Annotated in this window: 14 protein-coding genes; 8 read left to right on the forward strand and 6 right to left on the reverse strand. The window is 61.8% G+C overall.

What is annotated here, in order from left to right; translation table 11 throughout:
- Positions 1 to 70 precede the first annotated feature (70 nt).
- Positions 71 to 2,266: a primosomal protein N' gene (gene priA / locus CRO23_RS00550; RefSeq protein ID WP_097101198.1), complete on the reverse strand. Its 2,196-nt coding sequence runs from the start codon at positions 2,264 to 2,266 to the stop codon at positions 71 to 73.
- Positions 2,267 to 2,466: 200 nt separating this feature from the next.
- Between priA and rpmE the strand changes: the two genes are divergently transcribed.
- Positions 2,467 to 2,682 carry a 50S ribosomal protein L31 gene (gene rpmE / locus CRO23_RS00555; protein ID WP_004931078.1) on the forward strand — a complete coding sequence of 72 codons (216 nt, stop codon included), beginning with the start codon at positions 2,467 to 2,469 and terminating at the stop codon, positions 2,680 to 2,682.
- Between the two features lie 77 nt (positions 2,683 to 2,759).
- Here rpmE and metJ read toward each other — a convergent pair whose 3' ends face one another.
- The gene (gene metJ / locus CRO23_RS00560; protein WP_004931076.1) at positions 2,760 to 3,077 is read right to left on the reverse strand and encodes a met regulon transcriptional regulator MetJ; all 318 of its coding nucleotides are present in this window, start codon (positions 3,075 to 3,077) and stop codon (positions 2,760 to 2,762) included.
- Positions 3,078 to 3,381: 304 nt separating this feature from the next.
- Between metJ and metB the strand changes: the two genes are divergently transcribed.
- The 3 genes from metB (at position 3,382) to metF (ending at position 8,105) form a co-directional block, all read left to right on the forward strand.
- The gene (gene metB / locus CRO23_RS00565) at positions 3,382 to 4,542 is read left to right on the forward strand and encodes a cystathionine gamma-synthase (RefSeq protein ID WP_015379413.1); all 1,161 of its coding nucleotides are present in this window, start codon (positions 3,382 to 3,384) and stop codon (positions 4,540 to 4,542) included.
- Positions 4,543 to 4,544: 2 nt separating this feature from the next.
- Positions 4,545 to 6,980 carry a bifunctional aspartate kinase/homoserine dehydrogenase II gene (locus CRO23_RS00570; protein ID WP_097101200.1) on the forward strand — a complete coding sequence of 812 codons (2,436 nt, stop codon included), beginning with the start codon at positions 4,545 to 4,547 and terminating at the stop codon, positions 6,978 to 6,980.
- Between the two features lie 228 nt (positions 6,981 to 7,208).
- Entirely contained in the window at positions 7,209 to 8,105 is an 897-nt protein-coding gene (metF, locus tag CRO23_RS00575) for a methylenetetrahydrofolate reductase (RefSeq protein ID WP_004931071.1), read from the forward strand.
- A 105-nt stretch (positions 8,106 to 8,210) separates the two neighbouring features.
- Here the strand turns inward: metF and ppc are convergent, their stop codons facing one another.
- Positions 8,211 to 10,847, reverse strand: coding sequence for a phosphoenolpyruvate carboxylase (gene ppc / locus CRO23_RS00580; protein WP_004931070.1), 2,637 nt, complete (start codon positions 10,845 to 10,847; stop codon positions 8,211 to 8,213).
- 258 nt (positions 10,848 to 11,105) lie between these two features.
- On the reverse strand, positions 11,106 to 12,251 hold the full coding sequence (argE, locus tag CRO23_RS00585) for an acetylornithine deacetylase (RefSeq protein WP_015379410.1): 1,146 nt from the start codon (positions 12,249 to 12,251) through the stop codon (positions 11,106 to 11,108).
- A 216-nt stretch (positions 12,252 to 12,467) separates the two neighbouring features.
- On the opposite strand from argE, the gene argC reads away from it, so the two are divergent.
- The 4 genes from argC (at position 12,468) to argH (ending at position 16,954) form a co-directional block, all read left to right on the forward strand.
- Complete coding sequence (gene argC / locus CRO23_RS00590) at positions 12,468 to 13,472, forward strand: N-acetyl-gamma-glutamyl-phosphate reductase (RefSeq protein WP_015379409.1); 1,005 nt, start codon at positions 12,468 to 12,470, stop codon at positions 13,470 to 13,472.
- Positions 13,473 to 13,492: 20 nt separating this feature from the next.
- Entirely contained in the window at positions 13,493 to 14,266 is a 774-nt protein-coding gene (gene argB / locus CRO23_RS00595; protein ID WP_016929723.1) for an acetylglutamate kinase, read from the forward strand.
- A 25-nt stretch (positions 14,267 to 14,291) separates the two neighbouring features.
- A complete protein-coding gene (locus CRO23_RS00600) occupies positions 14,292 to 15,512 on the forward strand; it encodes an argininosuccinate synthase (RefSeq protein ID WP_004931061.1) in 1,221 nt (406 codons plus the stop codon).
- Positions 15,513 to 15,580: 68 nt separating this feature from the next.
- The gene (gene argH, locus CRO23_RS00605; RefSeq protein WP_016929724.1) at positions 15,581 to 16,954 is read left to right on the forward strand and encodes an argininosuccinate lyase; all 1,374 of its coding nucleotides are present in this window, start codon (positions 15,581 to 15,583) and stop codon (positions 16,952 to 16,954) included.
- A 36-nt stretch (positions 16,955 to 16,990) separates the two neighbouring features.
- On the opposite strand, the gene CRO23_RS00610 is transcribed toward argH, so the two are convergent.
- Positions 16,991 to 17,317: a type II toxin-antitoxin system HicB family antitoxin gene (locus tag CRO23_RS00610; RefSeq protein WP_079450589.1), complete on the reverse strand. Its 327-nt coding sequence runs from the start codon at positions 17,315 to 17,317 to the stop codon at positions 16,991 to 16,993.
- A 184-nt stretch (positions 17,318 to 17,501) separates the two neighbouring features.
- The gene (locus tag CRO23_RS00615) at positions 17,502 to 18,950 is read right to left on the reverse strand and encodes a dihydrolipoyl dehydrogenase (protein WP_097101202.1); all 1,449 of its coding nucleotides are present in this window, start codon (positions 18,948 to 18,950) and stop codon (positions 17,502 to 17,504) included.
- Positions 18,951 to 19,002: the final 52 nt, after the last annotated feature.

The raw sequence follows: 19,002 nt of genomic DNA on the forward strand, positions 1-19,002 counted from the left end.
TTTTAGCGTTCGCTCGCAATTTCAAGGGTAAACGTTTGCACTGCGGCAGCTAAATCGGACTTTTCCGGGATCAGCTGTCGATCGGATCGACATCCAGCGTCCATTTCACCTTGCGCGTTTGCGGCAGGGTGCCGATCAGCGGCAGCGAGCTTTTCATCAGCTGTTGCAGGACGCGCCGCGTCGGGTGCTGCAGCAGCAGCTGCCAGCGGAAACGGCCGCCGCGTTTTGATTGCAGCGCCGGCACCGGGCCCATCACCCACAGCGAGTCGTCCTTCAGCGGGCTGGCTTCCAACAGATTGCGCAGCTGCTGCAAGAACAACGGGGCCTGCTGGTTGTCGTGATCTTCGGCGCGCACGATGATGTGGCTGGTGTAAGGCGGCAGAAACACGCTGTTGCGCTCCGCCAGCGTCTGTTTGGCGAAGGCGTCGTAACCCTGTTGCAGCAGCACCTGCAGCAGCGGGTGCTCCGGATGGTGGGTTTGCAGCAGCACTTCACCCTGTTTGCCCGCTCGGCCCGCCCGGCCGGAGACCTGGGTATACAGCTGAGCGAAACGCTCGGCGGAGCGGAAGTCGGCGGAGAACAACGCACCGTCCACGTCCAGCAACGCCACCAGCGTGACGTCGGGAAAATGGTGGCCTTTGGCGAGCATCTGCGTGCCGATCAGAATGCGCGCTTCGCCGCGATGAATATCCGCCAGGTGTTGCTCCAGCGCCCCTTTGCGGCTGGTGGTGTCGCGATCGATGCGGGTGATCGGCGTGTCGGGGAACAGCGGCGCCAGCTCATGTTCCAGCTGTTCGGTGCCGACGCCGACCGATACCAGGTGGGTGGAGCCGCACTGCGGGCACTGGTGCGGCACCGGTCGCTGGCTGTCGCAGTGGTGGCAGCGCAGCTGGCGCTGATGCTGGTGGAAGGTGTAGTAGTGATCGCAGCGCTGGCACTCGGCGATCCAACCGCACTCGTGGCACAGCAGCGCCGGAGCGTAACCGCGGCGGTTGAGGAACAGCATCACCTGGTTGCCGGCTTTTAAATGGTGCTGCATGCTTTTCAAAAGCGGTTGCGACAGGCCGACCTTCAGCGGCAGCCCTTTCAGATCGATCAGGTGCTGCGCCGCCGGTTTGGCGTTGCCTGCGCGCTGGGTGAGCTTCAACTGGCGATATTTGCCCAGTTGCACGTTGTGCAGCGTTTCCAGTGCCGGCGTGGCGGAGCCCATCACCATCGGGATGTCTTCTTCCCGGGCGCGGAACACCGCCAGATCGCGGGCATGGTAGCGCCAGCCTTCCTGCTGTTTATAAGAACTATCGTGCTCTTCGTCGATGATGATTACGCCCAACTGCCGGAACGGCGTGAACAGCGCCGAGCGGGTGCCGATGACGATGGCGGCTTCGCCGCTGCGCGCGCGCAGCCAAACCGCCAGCCGTTCGCTGTCGTTCAGCCCGGAGTGCAGCACGTCCACCGGCGCGTTGAAGCGCTCGCGAAAGCGGGCGATGGTTTGCGGCGTCAGGCCGATTTCCGGCACCAGCACCAGCGCCTGCCGGCCTTTGGCCAACACGTTCTCCAGCACGCTGAGATACACCTCGGTCTTGCCGGAGCCGGTGACCCCGGCCAGCAGCCAGGCGGCAAACTGCTCATCCTCGCTTCTGATCGCCCCGACGGCGGTGGCCTGTTCGGTATTCAGTCGCAGCCGCTCGCCCAGCACCGCGAAGTTGGGGCGCCAGTCCTGCGTGGCCGCGACCTGAGCGCGCAGGTCGATCAGCCCTTTGGCGCGCAGCGCCTGCAGAGCGCTTTCCGTCAGCTCAAGCTGGCTGACCTGATGGCGATAGACCGGGCGTTGCAGCAGCGCCGCCAGCGCCTGCTGCTGTTTCGGCGCGCGTTTCAGGCTTTCGGGCGGGGTGGCGCGCCCCTCTTCGGTGGCGAACCACTGCCACAGCGGCGCGGCCTCGGCCGGTTTGCCTTGGCGCAGCAGGATCGGCAGCGCATGGAACAGCACTTCACCGATGGGATAGTGATAGTAATCGCTGGCCCAGCGCAGGATGCGCCACAGGCTGGGAGAGAACAGCGACTCGGTGTCGATCACGCTGTCGATCGGCTTGAGCTTGTCCAGCGGCAGTTCGCTGGTGTCGCTGCAGCCGGTGACGATGCCGATTGCATGCTGCCTGCCCCAGGGCACGCCCACGCGCGCGCCGGCCACCGGCTGCATGCCGGGCGGCAGCAGATAGTCGAAGGTGCGGGCGAGGGGGACCGGCAAAGCAACGTGTACGACGGGCATGATCTCATCCAAATTGAAAAAAAGTGGGCATCAGTTTACACGGCGCATCGGCAAATGTACGGTTCCGATTGCGCGCCCCGACTAATGCTGTATAATTTGCCGCCTTTGGTATAATTCGATACCAAAATTCTATTATCAACCACGTGTGGTGTCTGGCGAAACAGGGCTGGATAGCGACACGGCCTTAACTGAGGTTTCCCATGAAACAAGGTATCCACCCAAAATACGAAGAAGTTACTGCTAACTGCTCTTGCGGTAACGTGATGAAGATCCGCTCCACCGTGGGCCACGATCTGAACCTGGACGTTTGTGGCGCATGCCACCCGTTCTACACTGGCAAGCAGCGTGACGTTGCTACCGGTGGCCGCGTTGACCGCTTCAACAAGCGTTTCAGCGTACCAGGCGCTAAGAAATAAGATTTCTTATCGACCGATGAAAAAGGCGCCCTGGGCGCCTTTTTTCTTTTCTGCCGCCGGCGTTCGCCGGGCGGTTCTCAATATTCCCAGGTATCGGGATCGACACCCAGTTCGCGCATCAACGCTTTTGCGGCTTCCGGGATTTCATCGCTGCGCTCTTTGCGCAGGTCTTCATCGTTCGGCAGCGGCTGGCCGGTAAAGGCATGCAGAAACGCTTCGCACAGAAGTTCGCTGTTGGTGGCGTGGCGCAGGTTGTTCACCTGGCGACGGGTCCGTTCGTCGGTGAGGATTTTCAGGACCTTCAGCGGAATGGATACCGTGATCTTTTTGACTTGCTCGCTTTTTTTACCGTGTTCAGCGTAAGGGCTGACATACTCGCCGTTCCACTCAGCCATGGGACACCTTAACTTTGTCAGAAAAATTACAAAATTCTAAAAACCGGCCAATTATGCCCGATCTTCACTGTTCTCACTAAATAAATGTCAATTTTACGCGACCAGGGTCACTGAATGCCCCGCTTCGGCCAGGCATTGCCGCTTAACATCTTATCGTCATGTCATATCGGCATAATTTTAGCGGGTATTGTGTCATTGCTCAATCTATACGCAAAGAAGTTTAGATGTCCAGATGTATTGACGTCTATCAATCCTGCGATTACTCTTTAGGCCTCATCCACCGAACCGAGAGCCGAGCGAGCCCATGACGCGTAAACCAGCCACGATTGCCGTACGCAGCGGCCTGAACGACGACGAACAGTACGGCTGCGTTGTCCCGCCGATTCATCTTTCCAGCACCTATAACTTTACCGACTTCAACCAACCCCGGGCCCATGACTACTCGCGACGCGGCAACCCGACGCGCGACGTGGTGCAGCGCGCGTTGGCGGAGCTGGAAGGCGGCGCCGGCGCGGTGATGACCGGCAGCGGGATGTCGGCGATCCATCTGGTGACCACCGTGTTGTTGAAGCCCGGCGATCTGCTGGTGGCGCCGCACGACTGCTACGGCGGCAGCTATCGGCTGTTCGACAGCCTGAGCAAGCGCGGCGCCTATCGCGTGCTGTTCGTCGATCAGGGTAATGAAGAAGCCCTGCAGCAGGCGCTGGCGCAAAAGCCGAAGCTGGTGCTGATAGAAAGCCCCAGCAATCCGCTGCTGCGGGTGGTGGACATCGCGGCGATCTGCGCTGCCGCGCATGCGGCGGGCGCGTTGACGGTGGTGGACAACACCTTCCTCAGCCCGGCCCTGCAACAGCCGATCGAACTCGGTGCCGATCTGGTGGTCCATTCTTGCACCAAATACCTGAACGGGCATTCGGACGTGGTGGCCGGGGCGGTGATTGCCAAAGATCCCGAGCTGGCGGTCGAGCTGGCCTGGTGGGCGAACAACATTGGCGTGACCGGCGGCGCGTTCGACAGTTATCTGTTGCTGCGCGGCATGCGCACGCTGTCGCCGCGCATCAAGGCGGCGCAACAAAATGCTGAAGCGATTGTTGACTATTTACAGCAGCAACCGCTGGTGAAAAAGCTGTATCATCCCTCCCTGCCGGAGAATCCGGGGCATGAGATCGCCCGCCGTCAGCAGCGCGGTTTCGGCGCGATGCTGAGTTTTGAACTGGACGGCGATGAAGCGGTGCTGCGCCGTTTTCTCTCTGCCCTTGAGCTGTTTACTCTGGCAGAATCGTTGGGCGGCGTAGAAAGCCTGATCTCGCATGCAGCGACCATGACTCACGCCGGCATGGCGGCGGAGGCGCGGGCAGCGGCCGGCATCTCCGAGAGCCTGCTGCGCATTTCCGTGGGTATTGAAGACAGTGAAGATTTGATTGCCGATCTGGAACGCGCTTTCCAGGCGGCGGCAACGAGGTAAGCATGAATGCAATTGCTGTAGCAGGGCCGGTGAGCGGGCGTCAACTGCACAAGTTTGGCGGCAGCAGTCTGGCGGATGTGAAGTGTTATCTGCGTGTGGCCGGGATTATGGCGGAATACAGCCAGCCGGGCGACATGATGGTGGTATCGGCCGCCGGCAGTACCACCAACCAGTTGATCAACTGGCTGAAGCTCAGCCAGAGCGATCGCCTGTCTGCGCACCAGGTGCAGCAGACGTTGCGTCGCTATCACAGCGATCTTATCAGCGGCCTGTTGCCGCCGGAAAGCGCCGAGCCGCTGATCGCCGAGTTCATTCAGGATCTGGAACGTCTGGCGGCGCTGCTGGACGGCAACGTCGACGACGTGTGCTATGCCGAAGTGGTCGGGCACGGCGAGATCTGGTCGGCGCGCCTGATGGCGGCGGTGCTCAACCACCTGGATATGCAGGCGGCCTGGCTGGACGCGCGTGATTTCCTGCGCGCCGAGCGCGCCGCGCAGCCGCAGGTGGATGAAGGCCGTTCTTACCCATTGCTACAGCAATTGATGGCCCAACACCCGGGCAAACGCCTGGTGGTGACCGGGTTCATTTCGCGCAATGACGCCGGGGAAACCGTGCTGTTGGGGCGTAACGGCAGCGACTACTCCGCCACTCAGGTCGGCGCGTTGGCCGGCGCTGCTCGCGTCACCATCTGGAGCGACGTGGCCGGGGTATACAGCGCCGATCCGCGCAAGGTGAAAGACGCCTGCCTGCTGCCGCTGCTGCGTCTGGACGAAGCCAGCGAGCTGGCGCGTCTGGCGGCGCCGGTGTTGCACACCCGTACTCTGCAGCCGGTCTCCGGCAGCGATATCGATCTTCAGCTGCGCTGCAGCTATCAGCCGGAGCAGGGCTCGACGCGCATCGAGCGCGTATTGGCGTCCGGCACCGGCGCCAAGATTGTCACCAGCCACGATGATGTGTGCCTGATTGAACTGCACGTCGCCGCTCAGCATGACTTCAAACTGGCGCAGAAAGAGTTGGATCTGGTGCTCAAGCGTGCGCAGATCAAACCGCTGGCGGTGGGCATCCACCCTGACCGCAATCGGGTGCAGCTGTGCTACACCTCCGAGGTGGTCAACAGCGCGCTGGTGACGCTGCAGGCCGCGGCGCTGCCAGGCGAGCTGCGCCTGCGCGAAGGGTTGGCGCTGGTGGCGATGGTCGGCGCCGGGGTATGCAAGAATCCGCTGCACAGCCACCGTTTCTATCAGCAGTTGAAAGATCAGCCGGTCGAGTTTATCTGGCAGGCGGAAGATGGCATCAGCCTGGTGGCGGTATTGCGCCAGGGGCCGACCGCGCTGCTGATCCAGGGGCTGCACCAAAGCCTATTCCGCGCCGAGAAGCGCATCGGCCTGGTGTTGTTCGGCAAGGGTAACATCGGCTCCCGCTGGCTGGAGCTGTTCGCCCGCGAGCAGACCCATATTTCCGCGCGCAGCGGCTTCGAATTCATCCTGGCGGGGGTGGTGGACAGCCGCCGCAGCCTGCTGAACTACGACGGGCTGGATGCCAGCCGCGCGCTGGCGTTCTTTGAGGATGAGGCGCAGGCGCTGGACGAAGAATCGCTGTTCCTGTGGATGCGCGCGCACCCGTTCGACGATCTGGTGGTGCTTGACGTGACCGCCAGCGAAGAGCTGGCCGGGCAGTATCTGGATTTTGCCAGCCACGGTTTCCACGTGATCAGCGCCAACAAGTTGGCGGGGGCCTCGTGCAGCGACAGCTATCGCCAAATTCGCGACGCCTTCGCCAAAACCGGCCGCCACTGGCTGTACAACGCCACCGTCGGCGCCGGCCTGCCGGTCAACCACACGGTGCGCGATCTGCGCGACAGCGGCGACAGCATTCTGGCGATCAGCGGCATCTTCTCCGGCACGCTCTCCTGGCTGTTCTTGCAGTATGACGGCACGGTGCCGTTTACCGAGCTGGTGGATCAGGCCTGGCAGCAGGGGCTCACCGAACCGGATCCGCGGGTCGATCTCTCCGGCCAGGACGTGATGCGCAAGCTGGTGATCCTGGCGCGTGAGGCGGGCTACGACATCGAACCGAACCAGGTGCGGGTCGAGTCACTGGTACCGGCGGGCTGCGAACTGGGCTCCGTCGATCAGTTCTTCGAGAACGGCGAGGCGCTGAATCAGCAGATGCAACAGCGCTTTGAGGCCGCCAGCGAAATGGGCCTGGTGCTGCGTCACGTGGCGCGTTTCGACGCCAACGGCAAGGCGCGGGTCGGCGTGGAGGCAGTGCGCCCTGAGCATCCTCTGGCCTCGCTGCTGCCGTGCGACAACGTGTTCGCCATCGAGAGCCGCTGGTATCGCGATAATCCGCTGGTGATCCGCGGGCCGGGCGCCGGCCGCGATGTGACCGCCGGCGCGATCCAGTCGGACCTTAACCGATTGGCGCAGCTGCTTTAATCCTCTGCGGGCGCGGGTTCACCGCGCCCCTTTGCTTTTCCTGCCATACTTATCCCTGCCGCTGTCATGAAATTTCCTCTTTGAGCGGGTGAGGATTAATCATCTTATTCCCCTCATTTTCCTGTTGACTCTTTAGCCAACATGCGGCATTTTCTATCTAGACGTCTAAACGTATAGACGCTCATCAAGATGAAATAAAAACAGTGATCGAGAAGAGGTGAGCAGGGTATGAGTTTTTTCCACGCAAACCAGCGGGAAGCGCTGAATCAGAGTCTGGCGGAGTTGAACGGCCAGATTAACGTATCATTCGAGTTCTTCCCGCCACGCACCAGCGAGATGGAAGAGACCCTGTGGCAGTCGATCGATCGTCTGAGCATCCTCAAACCTAAATTCGTTTCCGTCACCTACGGCGCCAACTCCGGCGAGCGCGATCGCACCCACAGCATCATCAAGGGGATCAAGGAGCGCACCGGCCTGGAGGCTGCGCCGCACCTGACCTGCATCGACGCCAGCCCGGCGCAGTTGCGCGACATCGCGACCGACTACTGGAACAGCGGCATCCGCCATATCGTGGCGCTGCGCGGCGATCTGCCGCCGGGCGGCGGCAAGCCGGACATGTACGCGACCGATCTGGTGGCGCTGTTGAAAGACGTGGGCGACTTCGACATTTCCGTCGCCGCCTACCCGGAAGTGCACCCGGAGGCGAAGAGCGCCCAGGCCGATTTGATTAACCTGAAACGCAAGATCGACGCCGGCGCCAGTCGCGCCATCACCCAGTTCTTCTTCGACGTTGAGAGCTACCTGCGCTTCCGCGACCGTTGCGTCGCCGCCGGTATCGACGTGGAAATCGTGCCGGGCATTCTGCCGGTGTCCAACTTCAAGCAGCTGCAGCGCTTCGCCACCATGACCAACGTGCGGGTGCCAAGCTGGATGACCAGCATGTTCGAAGGGCTGGACGACGATGCGGAGACCCGCAAAATGGTCGGCGCCAACATCGCCATGGACATGGTGAAGATCCTCAGCCGCGAAGGGGTGAAAGATTTCCACTTCTATACGCTGAACCGCGCCGAGATGAGCTACGCCATCTGCCACACGCTGGGCGTGCGTCCGGTGGCCGCCGCCTGACGGGTCTGTTCCATTTAAAAGGGCGCCGCTTTACCGCGGCGCCCTTTTTTTGTGGGGGAAGGCATAAAAAAACGGCCCCGATAAACGGTGCCGCGATGAGGCGCACTAGCCGGTGTTGCGCATCCCGGCGGCGACGCCGGCGATGGTGACCATCAGAGCCTGCTCTACGCGGGCGTCCGGCTGCTCCTGCTGGCGCGAACGGTGCAGCAATTCGGCCTGCAAGACGTTCAACGGGTCGGTATAAACGTTGCGCAGTGCGATGGATTCGGCGATCCACGGCAGGTCTTCCATCAGGTGCGCATCGTTGGCGATGGTCAGCACCACCTTGATGTCGCTTTCCAGCTGATCGCGCAGCTGTTGGCCCAGCGGCCACAGCGATTTATCCACCAGGCGCTGATCGTAGTATTCCGCCAGCCACAGGTCGGCCTTGGCGAACACCATTTCCAGCATGGCGATACGGGTGGAGAAGAATGGCCAGTCGCGGCACATCGCCTCCAGCTCCGCCTGTTTGCCGGCTTTCACCGCTTCCTGCAATCCGGCGCCGGCGCCGAGCCAGGCCGGCAGCATCAGGCGGTTCTGCGTCCAGGCGAAAATCCACGGAATGGCGCGCAGGCTCTCCACGCCGCCGTTCGGCTTGCGCTTGGCCGGGCGTGAGCCCAGCGGCAGTTTGCCCAGCTCCAGCTCCGGCGTGGCCGCGCGGAAGTAAGGCACGAAGTCCGGGTTTTCACGCACGTAGCCGCGATACATCCGGCAGGAGGTCTCGGACAGGTCGTCCATCAGCGCCCGCCATTCTTTCTTCGGTTCCGGCGGCGGCAGCAGGTTGGCCTCGAGGATCGCGCCGGCATACAGCGCCAGGCTGCTGATGGTGACTTCCGGCAGGCCGAACTTGAAGCGGATCATCTCGCCCTGTTCGGTGACGCGCAGGCCGCCCTTCAGGCTGCCCGGCGGCTGCGACAGCAGCGCCGCATGCGCCGGAGCGCCGCCGCGGCCGATGGAACCGCCGCGGCCGTGGAACAGCGTCAGCGCCACGCCGGCCTTTTCACAGGTTTTGATCAGCGCGTCCTGCGCGCGGTACTGCGCCCAGGAAGCGGCCATCACGCCGGCGTCTTTCGCCGAGTCGGAATAGCCGATCATCACCATCTGTTTGCCCTGGATGAAGCCGCGATACCAGTCGATGTTCAGCAACTGGGTCATCACGTCGTCGGCGTTGTTCAGGTCGTCGAGGGTTTCGAACAGCGGGGCGACCGGCAGCGCGAACGGGCAGCCGGCCTCTTTCAGCAGCAGGTGCACCGCCAGCACGTCGGAAGGCGTGCGCGCCATCGAAATCACATAGGCGGCGATCGAGCCCTGCGGCGCTTCGGCGATCACCCGGCAGGTTTCCAGCACTTCCTGCGTGTCGGCGCTCGGTTGCCATTTCAGCGGCACCAGCGGGCGTTTGGAGTTCAGCTCGCGGATCAGGAACGCCTGTTTATCGGCTTCCGACCAGCTTTCATAGTCGCCCAGCCCCAGATAGCGGGTCAGCTCGGCGATGGCTTCGGTATGGCGGGTGCTCTCCTGACGCACGTCGATGCGCACCAGCGGCACGCCGAAGCAGCGCACGCGGCGCAGGGTATCCAGCAGTTGACCGTTGGCGATGATGCCCATGCCGCAGGCCTGCAGCGACTGGTAGCAGGCATACAGCGGCTCCCACAGCTGCTCGTTGTTCACCAGCAGGTCGTGCGGTTTCAGCACGCGCTCGCCCTTCAGGCGGCCTTCAAGATAAGCCTGGGAACTCATTAGCTGGCTGCGCAGCTGCTTCATGATTTCGCGGTACGGTTCCTGCACCTCATCGCCGCCGGCGCGGGCGCGCAGCTCCGGGGTGCATTCGGTCATCGACAGCTCAGAGACCAGCACCTGGATATCGCGGGTGAACAGGTCGCAGGCTTTCCAGCGGCTGAGCAGCAGCACATGGCGGGTAATTTCGGCGGTCACGTTCGGGTTGCCGTCACGATCGCCGCCCATCCAGGAGGTAAAGCGCACCGGCACCGCTTCCACCGGCAGGCTGTAATCGATGGAGTTTTCCAGCTGTTCGTTGAATTCGCGCAGGAACGCCGGCACGCCTTCCCACAGGCTGTTTTCCACCACCGCAAAGCCCCATTTGGCTTCGTCGATCGGGGAAGGGCGGTGTTTGCGAATTTCATCGGTGTGCCACGACTGGGCCACCAGCTGACGCAGGCGGCGCATGATCTTGTTGCGCTCGTAGTCGGCCAGATCGTTGTGATCGAGCTGGCTGAGGCAGGTGTTGACCTCCACCAGCTTGTGGATCAGGGTGCGGCGGGTGATCTCCGTCGGGTGCGCCGTCAGCACCAGCTCGATGGAGAGTTGCGATACCGCGTGCTGCAGCTCTTTGTCGCTGAGCTTTTTGTCTTTGAGACGGCTGAACAGTTGAGCCAGCGCTTCCGGGTTGCTGGCGGCCTCGCCGTTGGGCGAAATGCTGTGGTACTGCTCGGCGACGTTGGTCAGGTTGAGGAACTGGCTGAAGGCGCGCGCCACCGGCAGCAGCTCGTCGTTGGACAAGTTCTGCAGGGTGGAGAGCAGCTCCTGGCGATGCGCTTCGTTGCCGGCGCGTGAGGATTTGGAAAGCTTACGGATGGTCTCAACGCGATCGAGAATATGCTCACCCAGCGCTTCTTTGATGGTATCGCCGAGCAATTTGCCGAGCATACTGACATTACTGCGCATTGCCGAATATTGTTCGTTCATATAACCCCTGACCCAGTTCTGTATGATTTTTATCTTGTAAATAAATTTCACGCGTCAGGCGCAGACCGCCTGCCTGATCACATCGCGTTCCTGTCCAATCGTCAATTGACACTATTTTTAGCAAAAAAACATCAAAATCGGCGCATTTTCTGAAATTTAATTACGGCGCGTCGGTTATCAGCACGGCTTATTTCGCCGTTTTCTACTTATTTTGAGTTAGGGGAAAGCATAAAGCATTTCCCCTGCTAAATATCGGGTTTATTGCCGGCAAAAGTGATTGACCAGTTGGCCCAGCAGTTTGCGCGTCGGTTCGATAAACGCGGTGTCGATGTACTCGTCCGGCTGGTGGGCCTGATCGATGGAACCGGGGCCGAGCACCAGGGTCGGGCAGACCTGCTGCACGAACGGCGCTTCGGTGCAGTAGTTGACCACCTGCGTGCGGGTGCCCAGCAGCTCCTCGATCACCGCCACCATGCGGTGGTCGGTCGGGCACTCGTAGCCCGGCACCGACGCATGCAGCTCTTCGATGGTCAGGCGGCCCGGCCAGCGTTGGCTCACCGGCTCCAGCGCCTGATGCATCAGTTCGTTAATGTTGTCGAGCGTCATGCCGGGCAGCGGGCGGATGTCCAGGTGCAGCTCGCAGCAGGCGCAGATGCGGTTGGCCGCGTCGCCGCCGCTGATATGGCCGAAGTTCATGGTGGGATAAGGCACGGCGAACGCCGGGTTGTTGTAGCGCTCCTGCAGGGTTTTGCGCAGCTCCATCAGGCGGCCGATGGATTCGTGCATCAGATCGATGGCGTTGACACCGCGCGCCGGATCGCTGGAGTGGCCGGACTGGCCGACGATGCGAATGGCGTTGGCCATGTGGCCCTTGTGCGCGCGCACCGGCTGCAGCGAGGTCGGTTCGCCGATGATGGCGAAATCCGGCCGAATGGCGGTGGAGGCGGCGAAATAACGTGCGCCGGCCATCGTCGTTTCTTCATCTGCGGTCGCCAGAATGTACAGCGGCTTGGTCAGTTTGCTCGCGTCGATGTCGCGCACCGCGTCCAGAATAAAGGCGAAGAAGCCTTTCATGTCGGCGGTGCCCAGCCCGTAGAGCTTGTTGTCGTGCTCGGTCAGGGTGAAGGGATCGCGCGTCCAGCGGCCTTCGTCGTAAGGCACCGTATCGGTGTGGCCGGCCAGCAGCAGGCCGCCGCTGCCTTCGCCGATGCTGGCCAGCAGGTTGAATTTGTGGCGCGATTCCGGCACCGGCTGTACGTCGACGCGAAAGCCCAGGTCGGCAAACCATCCGGCCAGCAAGTTGATTAACGCCTCATTGCTCTGATCGAGGCCGGCATCGGTGGCGCTGATCGACGGAGTGGCGATCAACGCCCGGTACAGCTCAATAAATGGAGGTAATTTCATCTTCACTGTTGACAGCCTTTGGTTAGGATAGTATCAATATTCATGCATTTATTTTGAATAAAAATACAGTAAGCCGAAGCGTAAGGGAACCCGATGCCCGGATGTTTATAAAAGCATCAACGCCTGGCTCCGTGGGTGAACGGCGCAACAACGCTGGCGAGCCCTGTTACCTGGGTCGCAAGCGACCGCACGTCAGTTTAGAAGGTGAAAGGCCACATGTTGAATACGCTGATCGTTGGTGCCAGCGGTTACGCCGGAGCGGAGCTCACGGCTTACCTGAATCGCCACCCACACATGAACATAACCGCTTTAGCGGTTTCAGCGCAAAGTGCAGATGCAGGAAAGTTGCTTTCCGATCTCCATCCCCAGTTGAAAGGCATCGTCGATCTGCCGCTGCAGCCGTTGACCGACGTCGCCAAGGCGGCGCAGGGCATCGACGTGGTGTTCCTCGCCACCGCTCATGAAGTCAGCCACGATATCGCACCGGCCTTCCTGGCGGCAGGCTGCGTGGTGTTCGATCTGTCCGGCGCCTTCCGCGTGCAGGATGCCGGTTTCTATAGCCAGTATTACGGTTTCGAACATCAGCATGGCGCCCTGCTGGAGCAGGCGGTTTACGGCCTGGCGGAGTGGCAGAGCGACAAGATCAAACAGGCGCAGCTGATCGCCGTGCCGGGCTGTTACCCGACGGCGGCGCAGCTGGCGCTGAAACCGTTAATCGAAAAACAGTTGCTGAATCTGGATCAGTGGCCAGTGATCAACGCCACCAGCGGCGTCAGCGGCGCCGGGCGCAAGGCCAGCATGACCACCAGTTTCTGCGAAGTGAGCCTGCAGCCGTACGGCATTTTCACTCACCGGCACCAGCCGGAGATCGCCGCGCACCTGGGCGTGCCGGTTATCTTTACGCCGCATCTGGGCAACTTCCCGCGCGGCATCCTTGAAACCATCACCTGCCGCCTGAAAGCCGGCGTGACCGCGCAGGACGTGGCCGCCGCCTATCACGCCGCGTATGACGACAAGCCGCTGGTGCGGTTGTACGACCAGGGCGTGCCGGCGCTGAAAGCGGTGGTGGGGCTGCCGTTCTGCGACATCGGCTTTGCGGTGCAGGGCGAGCATCTGATCGCCGTGGCGGCGGAAGACAACCTGCTGAAAGGCGCGGCGGCGCAGGCGGTGCAATGCCTGAATATCCGTTTCGGCTTCCCGGAAACCCAATCACTCCTTTAAACCAGCGTGAGTAAACAGCAATGAACCCGTTAATTATCAAGTTAGGTGGCGTGTTATTAGACAGTGAAGAAGCGCTGGAGCGTCTGTTTACCGCGTTGGACAGCTATCGGCAGCAGCACCAGCGCCCGTTGGTGATCGTCCACGGCGGCGGCTGCGTGGTGGACGAACTGATGAAGCAGCTCGCTTTGCCGGTGGTGAAAAAGAACGGCCTGCGGGTCACGCCGGCCGATCAGATCGACATCATCACCGGCGCGCTGGCCGGCACCGCCAACAAAACGCTGCTGGCGTGGGCGATTAAACACCAAATCAACGCCGTCGGCCTGAGCCTGGCGGACGGCGGCAGCGCGGTCGTGACCCCGCTCGATCCGGCATTGGGCCACGTCGGCAACGCGCAGCCCGGCTCGCCCGCGCTGCTCAATACCCTGCTGGGCGCCGGCTACCTGCCGGTTATCAGCTCCATCGGCATCACCGCCGAAGGGCAGTTAATGAACGTGAACGCCGATCAGGCGGCGACGGCGCTGGCTGCGACGCTGGGGGCGGATCTGATCCTGCTGTCGGACGTCAGCGGCATCCTCGACGGCAAGGGGCAACGCATTGCGGAAATGACGGCACAAAAAGCGGAACAACTGATCGCGCAAGGCATCATCACCGATGGTATGGTGGTGAAGGTGAATGCGGCGCTCGACGCCGCCCGCACCCTCGGCCGCCCGGTGGATATCGCCAGCTGGCGCCATGCCGATCAGCTTCCTGCTTTGTTTAACGGCGTGTCGATTGGCACCCGGATCCTCGCTTAATTTTAGAATTAGAAAGGAATAGATCATGCAAAACCAAGGCATCAAAAAAATCGTTCTGGCGTACTCCGGCGGCCTGGATACCTCGGCCATCATTCCATGGCTGAAAGAGAACTACGGCGGCTGTGAAGTGGTGGCGTTCGTGGCGGACATCGGCCAGGAGCGCAGCGATCTGGAAGGCGTGGAGCAAAAAGCCCTGCAGTCCGGTGCCTCTGAATGCCACGTGGTCGATCTGCGTGAAGAATTTATCCGCGATTACGTTTATCCGGTGCTGCAGACCGGCGCCCTGTACGAGGGCAGCTACCTGCTGGGCACCTCGATGGCGCGGCCGATCATCGCCAAGGCGCAGGTCGAGCTGGCGTTGAAAGTGGGCGCCGACGCGCTGTGCCACGGCGCAACCGGTAAAGGCAACGATCAGGTGCGTTTCGAAACCACCTACACCGCGCTGGCGCCGCAGTTGAAAGTGGTGGCGCCGTGGCGTGAGTGGAACCTGCGTTCCCGTGAAGCGCTGCTGGATTACCTGAAAGAGCGCAATATCCCGACCACCGCATCGCTGGAGAAAATCTACAGCCGCGATGAGAACGCCTGGCACATCTCCACCGAAGGCGGCGTGCTGGAAAGCCCGTGGAATGCGCCGAACAAGGATTGCTGGGTATGGACCGTCGATCCGCAGGAAGCGCCGGACCAGCCTGAGCAGGTGACCGTTACCGTCGAGAAAGGCCGCGTCGTGGCGGTTAACGGTAAAGCGCTGTCGCCGTATCAGTGCCTGGAAACCCTGAACGCGCTGGGCGCCAAGCACGGCGTCGGCCGTATCGACATCGTGGAAAACCGTCTGGTGGGCATCAAATCCCGCGGCTGCTATGAAACCCCGGGGGGCACCATCATGGTGGCGGCGCTGCGCGCCATCGAGCAGCTGGTGCTGGATCGCGACAGCTTCAAATGGCGCGAGCAGCTGGGCCTGGAGATGTCCTATGTGGTGTACGACGGCCGCTGGTTCGCGCCGCTGCGCCGCTCGCTGCAGGCCTCTGCCGAAGCATTGGCTGAAGAGGTGAACGGTGAAGTGGTGCTGCAGCTGTACAAAGGCCAGGTGACGGCGACCCAGAAAAAATCCGCCAACAGCCTGTACTCCGAAGAGTTCGCCACCTTCGGCGAAGACGAAGTTTACGATCACAGCCACGCGGGCGGATTTATCCGTCTGTTCTCTCTGTCTTCACGCATTCGCGCGTTGAACGAGAAAAAGAATAAATAATCGATTGGCGTGACTCTGCAAGGGCGCAGCATGCTGCGCCCTTTCGCATAAAAATTCAGGAGTAAGATATGGCACTTTGGGGCGGACGGTTCACTCAGGCGGCGGATCAGCGGTTCAAACAACTCAATGATTCGCTGCGGTTCGATTATCGCCTGGCGGAGCAGGATATCGTGGGCTCGGTGGCCTGGTCGAAGGCGCTGGTGACCGTTAACGTGTTGACCGCAGCGGAGCAACAGCAGCTGGAGCAGGCGCTGAATGCGTTACTGAAGGAAGTCCAGGCCGATCCTTTGGCGATCGTCCAAAGCGATGCGGAAGACATCCACAGCTGGGTAGAGCAGAAGCTGATCGAGAAGGTCGGCGACTTGGGCAAGAAGCTGCACACCGGCCGCAGCCGCAACGATCAGGTCGCGACCGATCTGAAGCTGTGGTGCAAACAGCAGATCGGCGATCTGCATCAGGCGATCGTCCAACTGCAGCAGGCGCTGGTGGAGACCGCCGAAGCCAACCAGGATGCGGTGATGCCGGGGTATACGCACCTGCAACGCGCGCAGCCGGTGACTTTCGCGCACTGGTGCCTGGCCTATGTCGAGATGCTGGCGCGCGATGAGAGCCGTCTGCAGGATACCCTGAAACGGCTGGACGTCAGCCCGCTGGGCAGCGGCGCGCTGGCCGGCACCGCTTATCCTATCGATCGCGAGCAGCTGGCCGGCTGGCTGGGCTTTGCCTCGGCGACCCGCAACAGCCTGGACAGCGTCTCCGATCGCGATCACGTGCTGGAGCTGCTGTCCAACGCCGCCATCAGCATGGTTCACCTGTCGCGCTTCGCCGAAGATCTGATCTTCTTCAACAGCGGCGAGGCGGCGTTTGTCGAGCTGTCTGACCGCGTGACCTCCGGCTCTTCGCTGATGCCGCAGAAGAAAAACCCGGACGCGCTGGAGCTGATCCGCGGCAAGTGCGGCCGCGTACAGGGCGCGCTGACCGGCATGATGATGACGCTGAAAGGCCTGCCGCTGGCGTACAACAAAGACATGCAGGAAGACAAAGAAGGGCTGTTCGACGCGCTCGACACCTGGATGGACTGCCTGCAGATGGCGGCGCTGGTGCTGGACGGCATTCAGGTGAAGCGCCCGCGCTGCCGGGAAGCGGCGGAGCAGGGTTATGCGAATGCCACCGAGCTGGCGGACTACCTGGTCGCCAAAGGCGTGCCGTTCCGCGAAGCGCACCATATCGTCGGTGAGGCGGTGGTAGAAGCGATTCGCCAAGGCAAACCGCTGGAAGCGCTGCCGCTGGCGGATTTGCAGCAGTTCAGCGCGACGATCGGCGACGACGTCTATCCGATCCTGGCGTTGCAATCCTGCCTGGACAAGCGTGCGGCCAAAGGCGGCGTCGCGCCGCAGCAGGTCGCGGCGGCAATCGCCGCAGCGAAACAGCGTTTGGCTTGACGACGACAAGGGCGGCCCTGCGCCGCCCTTGAACCTTTACCCCGCCAGGCGTGCGCACAGATAACGGTTCAGGCTCACGCCTTCCTCCATCGCGCCGATCGCCAGCCGGCGATGCTGTTCCGGCGTCATGCGCAGCACCAGTTTGCCGCTGAAATTTTTCTCCGCCAACGCCTGCGGCGGCGTTTCGCCTTGCGCCAGTATGTCGGCGATCGTTTCGCTCACCACTTTCTCGATACCCTCCAATGCGCCGGTACGCGTGGCGGCCAGCCAGGACAACGAGGGGAATTCGGCGCACAGCCCGACATATTCACGGTCTTGCGCTGACCAGGTGATGCGATAGGTATAGTGTTCATGCTTTTCCATGTTCTTCCTCCATTCTGGCTTCGCCCTTCAATTTAGTGTCATTATTGATATCACTTCAATATCGAAGCATAAAAAATGAGCGTAGGAGGGCAGTGAGGCAAGAGGAGGGAGGAAAATCTGGAAAGCGCTGCGCAAAAAAAAAACCGGGCCTGAAGGCCCGGTAGGTGTGAACGGATAAGGGGCGTTATTCGCCCGGACAGCGCTGACAGCGCTCGATTTCGGCCGTGCCGAGTTTGAGCTTCGCCTGCAGGTCGCGCAGCGCAGTGCGCAAGCCTTCTTCGATCACCGGATGATAGAACGGCATGTCCAGCATCTGGTCGACGGTCATCTGCTGCTGGTGCGCCCAGGCCAGCAGGTGCGCGATGTGTTCGGCGTCCGGGCCGATCATTTCCGCGCCGAGGAAACGGCCGGTGCCTTGCTCGCCGTAGACGTGCAGAATGCCTTTGTTGCGCAGCATCACCCGCGAGCGGCCCTGATTCTCAAACGAGACGTTGCCCACTTCAAAGCAGCCGCAGGCGCTGAACTTCTCGCTCAGCTCGCGGAAGGTTGAGCCGACCATGGCGATCTGCGGATCGGAGAACACCACCGAAATCGCGCTGCGGCGCAGACCCGGATTGATCTCCGGGAATCTGCCGGCGTTGGCGCCGGCGATGCGCGCCTGATCGCTGGCCTCGTGCAGCAGCGGTAGTTGGTTGCTGGCGTCGCCGGCAATGAAAATATGCGGCACGCTGGTTTGCATCGTCAGGCGGTCGGCCAGCGGCACGCCTCGGGCGTCGAGCTGCAAGCCGGTATTTTCGAGGCCTAACCGATCGACGTTGGGGCGGCGGCCGGTGGCGGCCAGCACGTAGTCCACCAGGATCTCCTGCGGTTGGCCCTGCAGATCCTGATAGCGGATAAATACGCGGTCGCCTTCGCGCTGCATCATCTCTACCTTCACGTCGGCGTCGAGGTAGAACTCTTCCCCCAGCGCTTTGGCGGCGTAATCGCGTACGGCGCTGTCGGTCAGCGGCCCGACGGCGCCGCCGATGCCGAATACCTTGGTGTCGACGCCGAGGCGGTGCAGCGCTTGCCCCAGCTCCAGCCCGATGACGCCGGGGCCGAATACCGCTACGGATTGCGGCAAGTCATCCCAGTTGAACACGTCGTCGTTGACGATCAGGCGATCGCCCAGTTCGTTCCACGGCGCCGGCCAGCTGGGGCGGGAACCAGTGGCGATCACGATACGCTGCGCCACGATGCGCGTATGGTCATCGACCTGCAGCGTGTTGTCGTCGATAAAGCGGGCATAGCCCTGAATTTTGTCGGCGGCCGGGATCTCGTCCACGCCTTCCAGCACGAAGCCGACGAAACGGTCGCGTTCGCGTTTGACGCGCGCCATCACCTCGCGTCCGTCGATACGCGTTTTTCCGGTTGGGTGCACGCCAAAGCCCGGTGCACGTTCGATTTGATGCACCGCTTCGGCGGCGGCGATCAATAATTTGGATGGCATGCAGCCGACGCGCGCACAGGTGGTGCCGTAAGGCCCGCCTTCAATCATCACCACGCTGGGGGTAGACAGTTTAGCCGCGCGGTAGGCGCCGAGCCCTGCGGTGCCGCCGCCAATGACCGCGACATCAACGTTCAACAGTTTCATATCCGCTCCTGAAAGGTAAAAAAAGGGCGGGCCGTAGCCCGCCAAAGTTCAC

It is taken from the genome of Serratia sp. JKS296 (assembly GCF_900215445.1).
GTDB classification, from domain to species: Bacteria; Pseudomonadota; Gammaproteobacteria; order Enterobacterales; family Enterobacteriaceae; genus Serratia; species Serratia marcescens.

Bases quoted from the DNA above. Each gene is read 5' to 3' on its own strand.
- metF (WP_004931071.1), top strand. From the start codon at position 7,209: ATGAGTTTTTTCCACGCAAACCAGCGGGAAGCGCTGAATCAGAGTCTG.
- CRO23_RS00615 (WP_097101202.1), bottom strand. From the start codon at position 18,950: ATGAAACTGTTGAACGTTGATGTCGCGGTCATTGGCGGCGGCACCGCA.
- ppc (WP_004931070.1), bottom strand. From the start codon at position 10,847: ATGAACGAACAATATTCGGCAATGCGCAGTAATGTCAGTATGCTCGGC.
- CRO23_RS00570 (WP_097101200.1), top strand. From the start codon at position 4,545: ATGAATGCAATTGCTGTAGCAGGGCCGGTGAGCGGGCGTCAACTGCAC.
- priA (WP_097101198.1), bottom strand. From the start codon at position 2,266: ATGCCCGTCGTACACGTTGCTTTGCCGGTCCCCCTCGCCCGCACCTTC.
- metB (WP_015379413.1), top strand. From the start codon at position 3,382: ATGACGCGTAAACCAGCCACGATTGCCGTACGCAGCGGCCTGAACGAC.
- argB (WP_016929723.1), top strand. From the start codon at position 13,493: ATGAACCCGTTAATTATCAAGTTAGGTGGCGTGTTATTAGACAGTGAA.
- argE (WP_015379410.1), bottom strand. From the start codon at position 12,251: ATGAAATTACCTCCATTTATTGAGCTGTACCGGGCGTTGATCGCCACT.
- CRO23_RS00610 (WP_079450589.1), bottom strand. From the start codon at position 17,317: ATGGAAAAGCATGAACACTATACCTATCGCATCACCTGGTCAGCGCAA.
- rpmE (WP_004931078.1), top strand. From the start codon at position 2,467: ATGAAACAAGGTATCCACCCAAAATACGAAGAAGTTACTGCTAACTGC.
- CRO23_RS00600 (WP_004931061.1), top strand. From the start codon at position 14,292: ATGCAAAACCAAGGCATCAAAAAAATCGTTCTGGCGTACTCCGGCGGC.
- argH (WP_016929724.1), top strand. From the start codon at position 15,581: ATGGCACTTTGGGGCGGACGGTTCACTCAGGCGGCGGATCAGCGGTTC.
- metJ (WP_004931076.1), bottom strand. From the start codon at position 3,077: ATGGCTGAGTGGAACGGCGAGTATGTCAGCCCTTACGCTGAACACGGT.
- argC (WP_015379409.1), top strand. From the start codon at position 12,468: ATGTTGAATACGCTGATCGTTGGTGCCAGCGGTTACGCCGGAGCGGAG.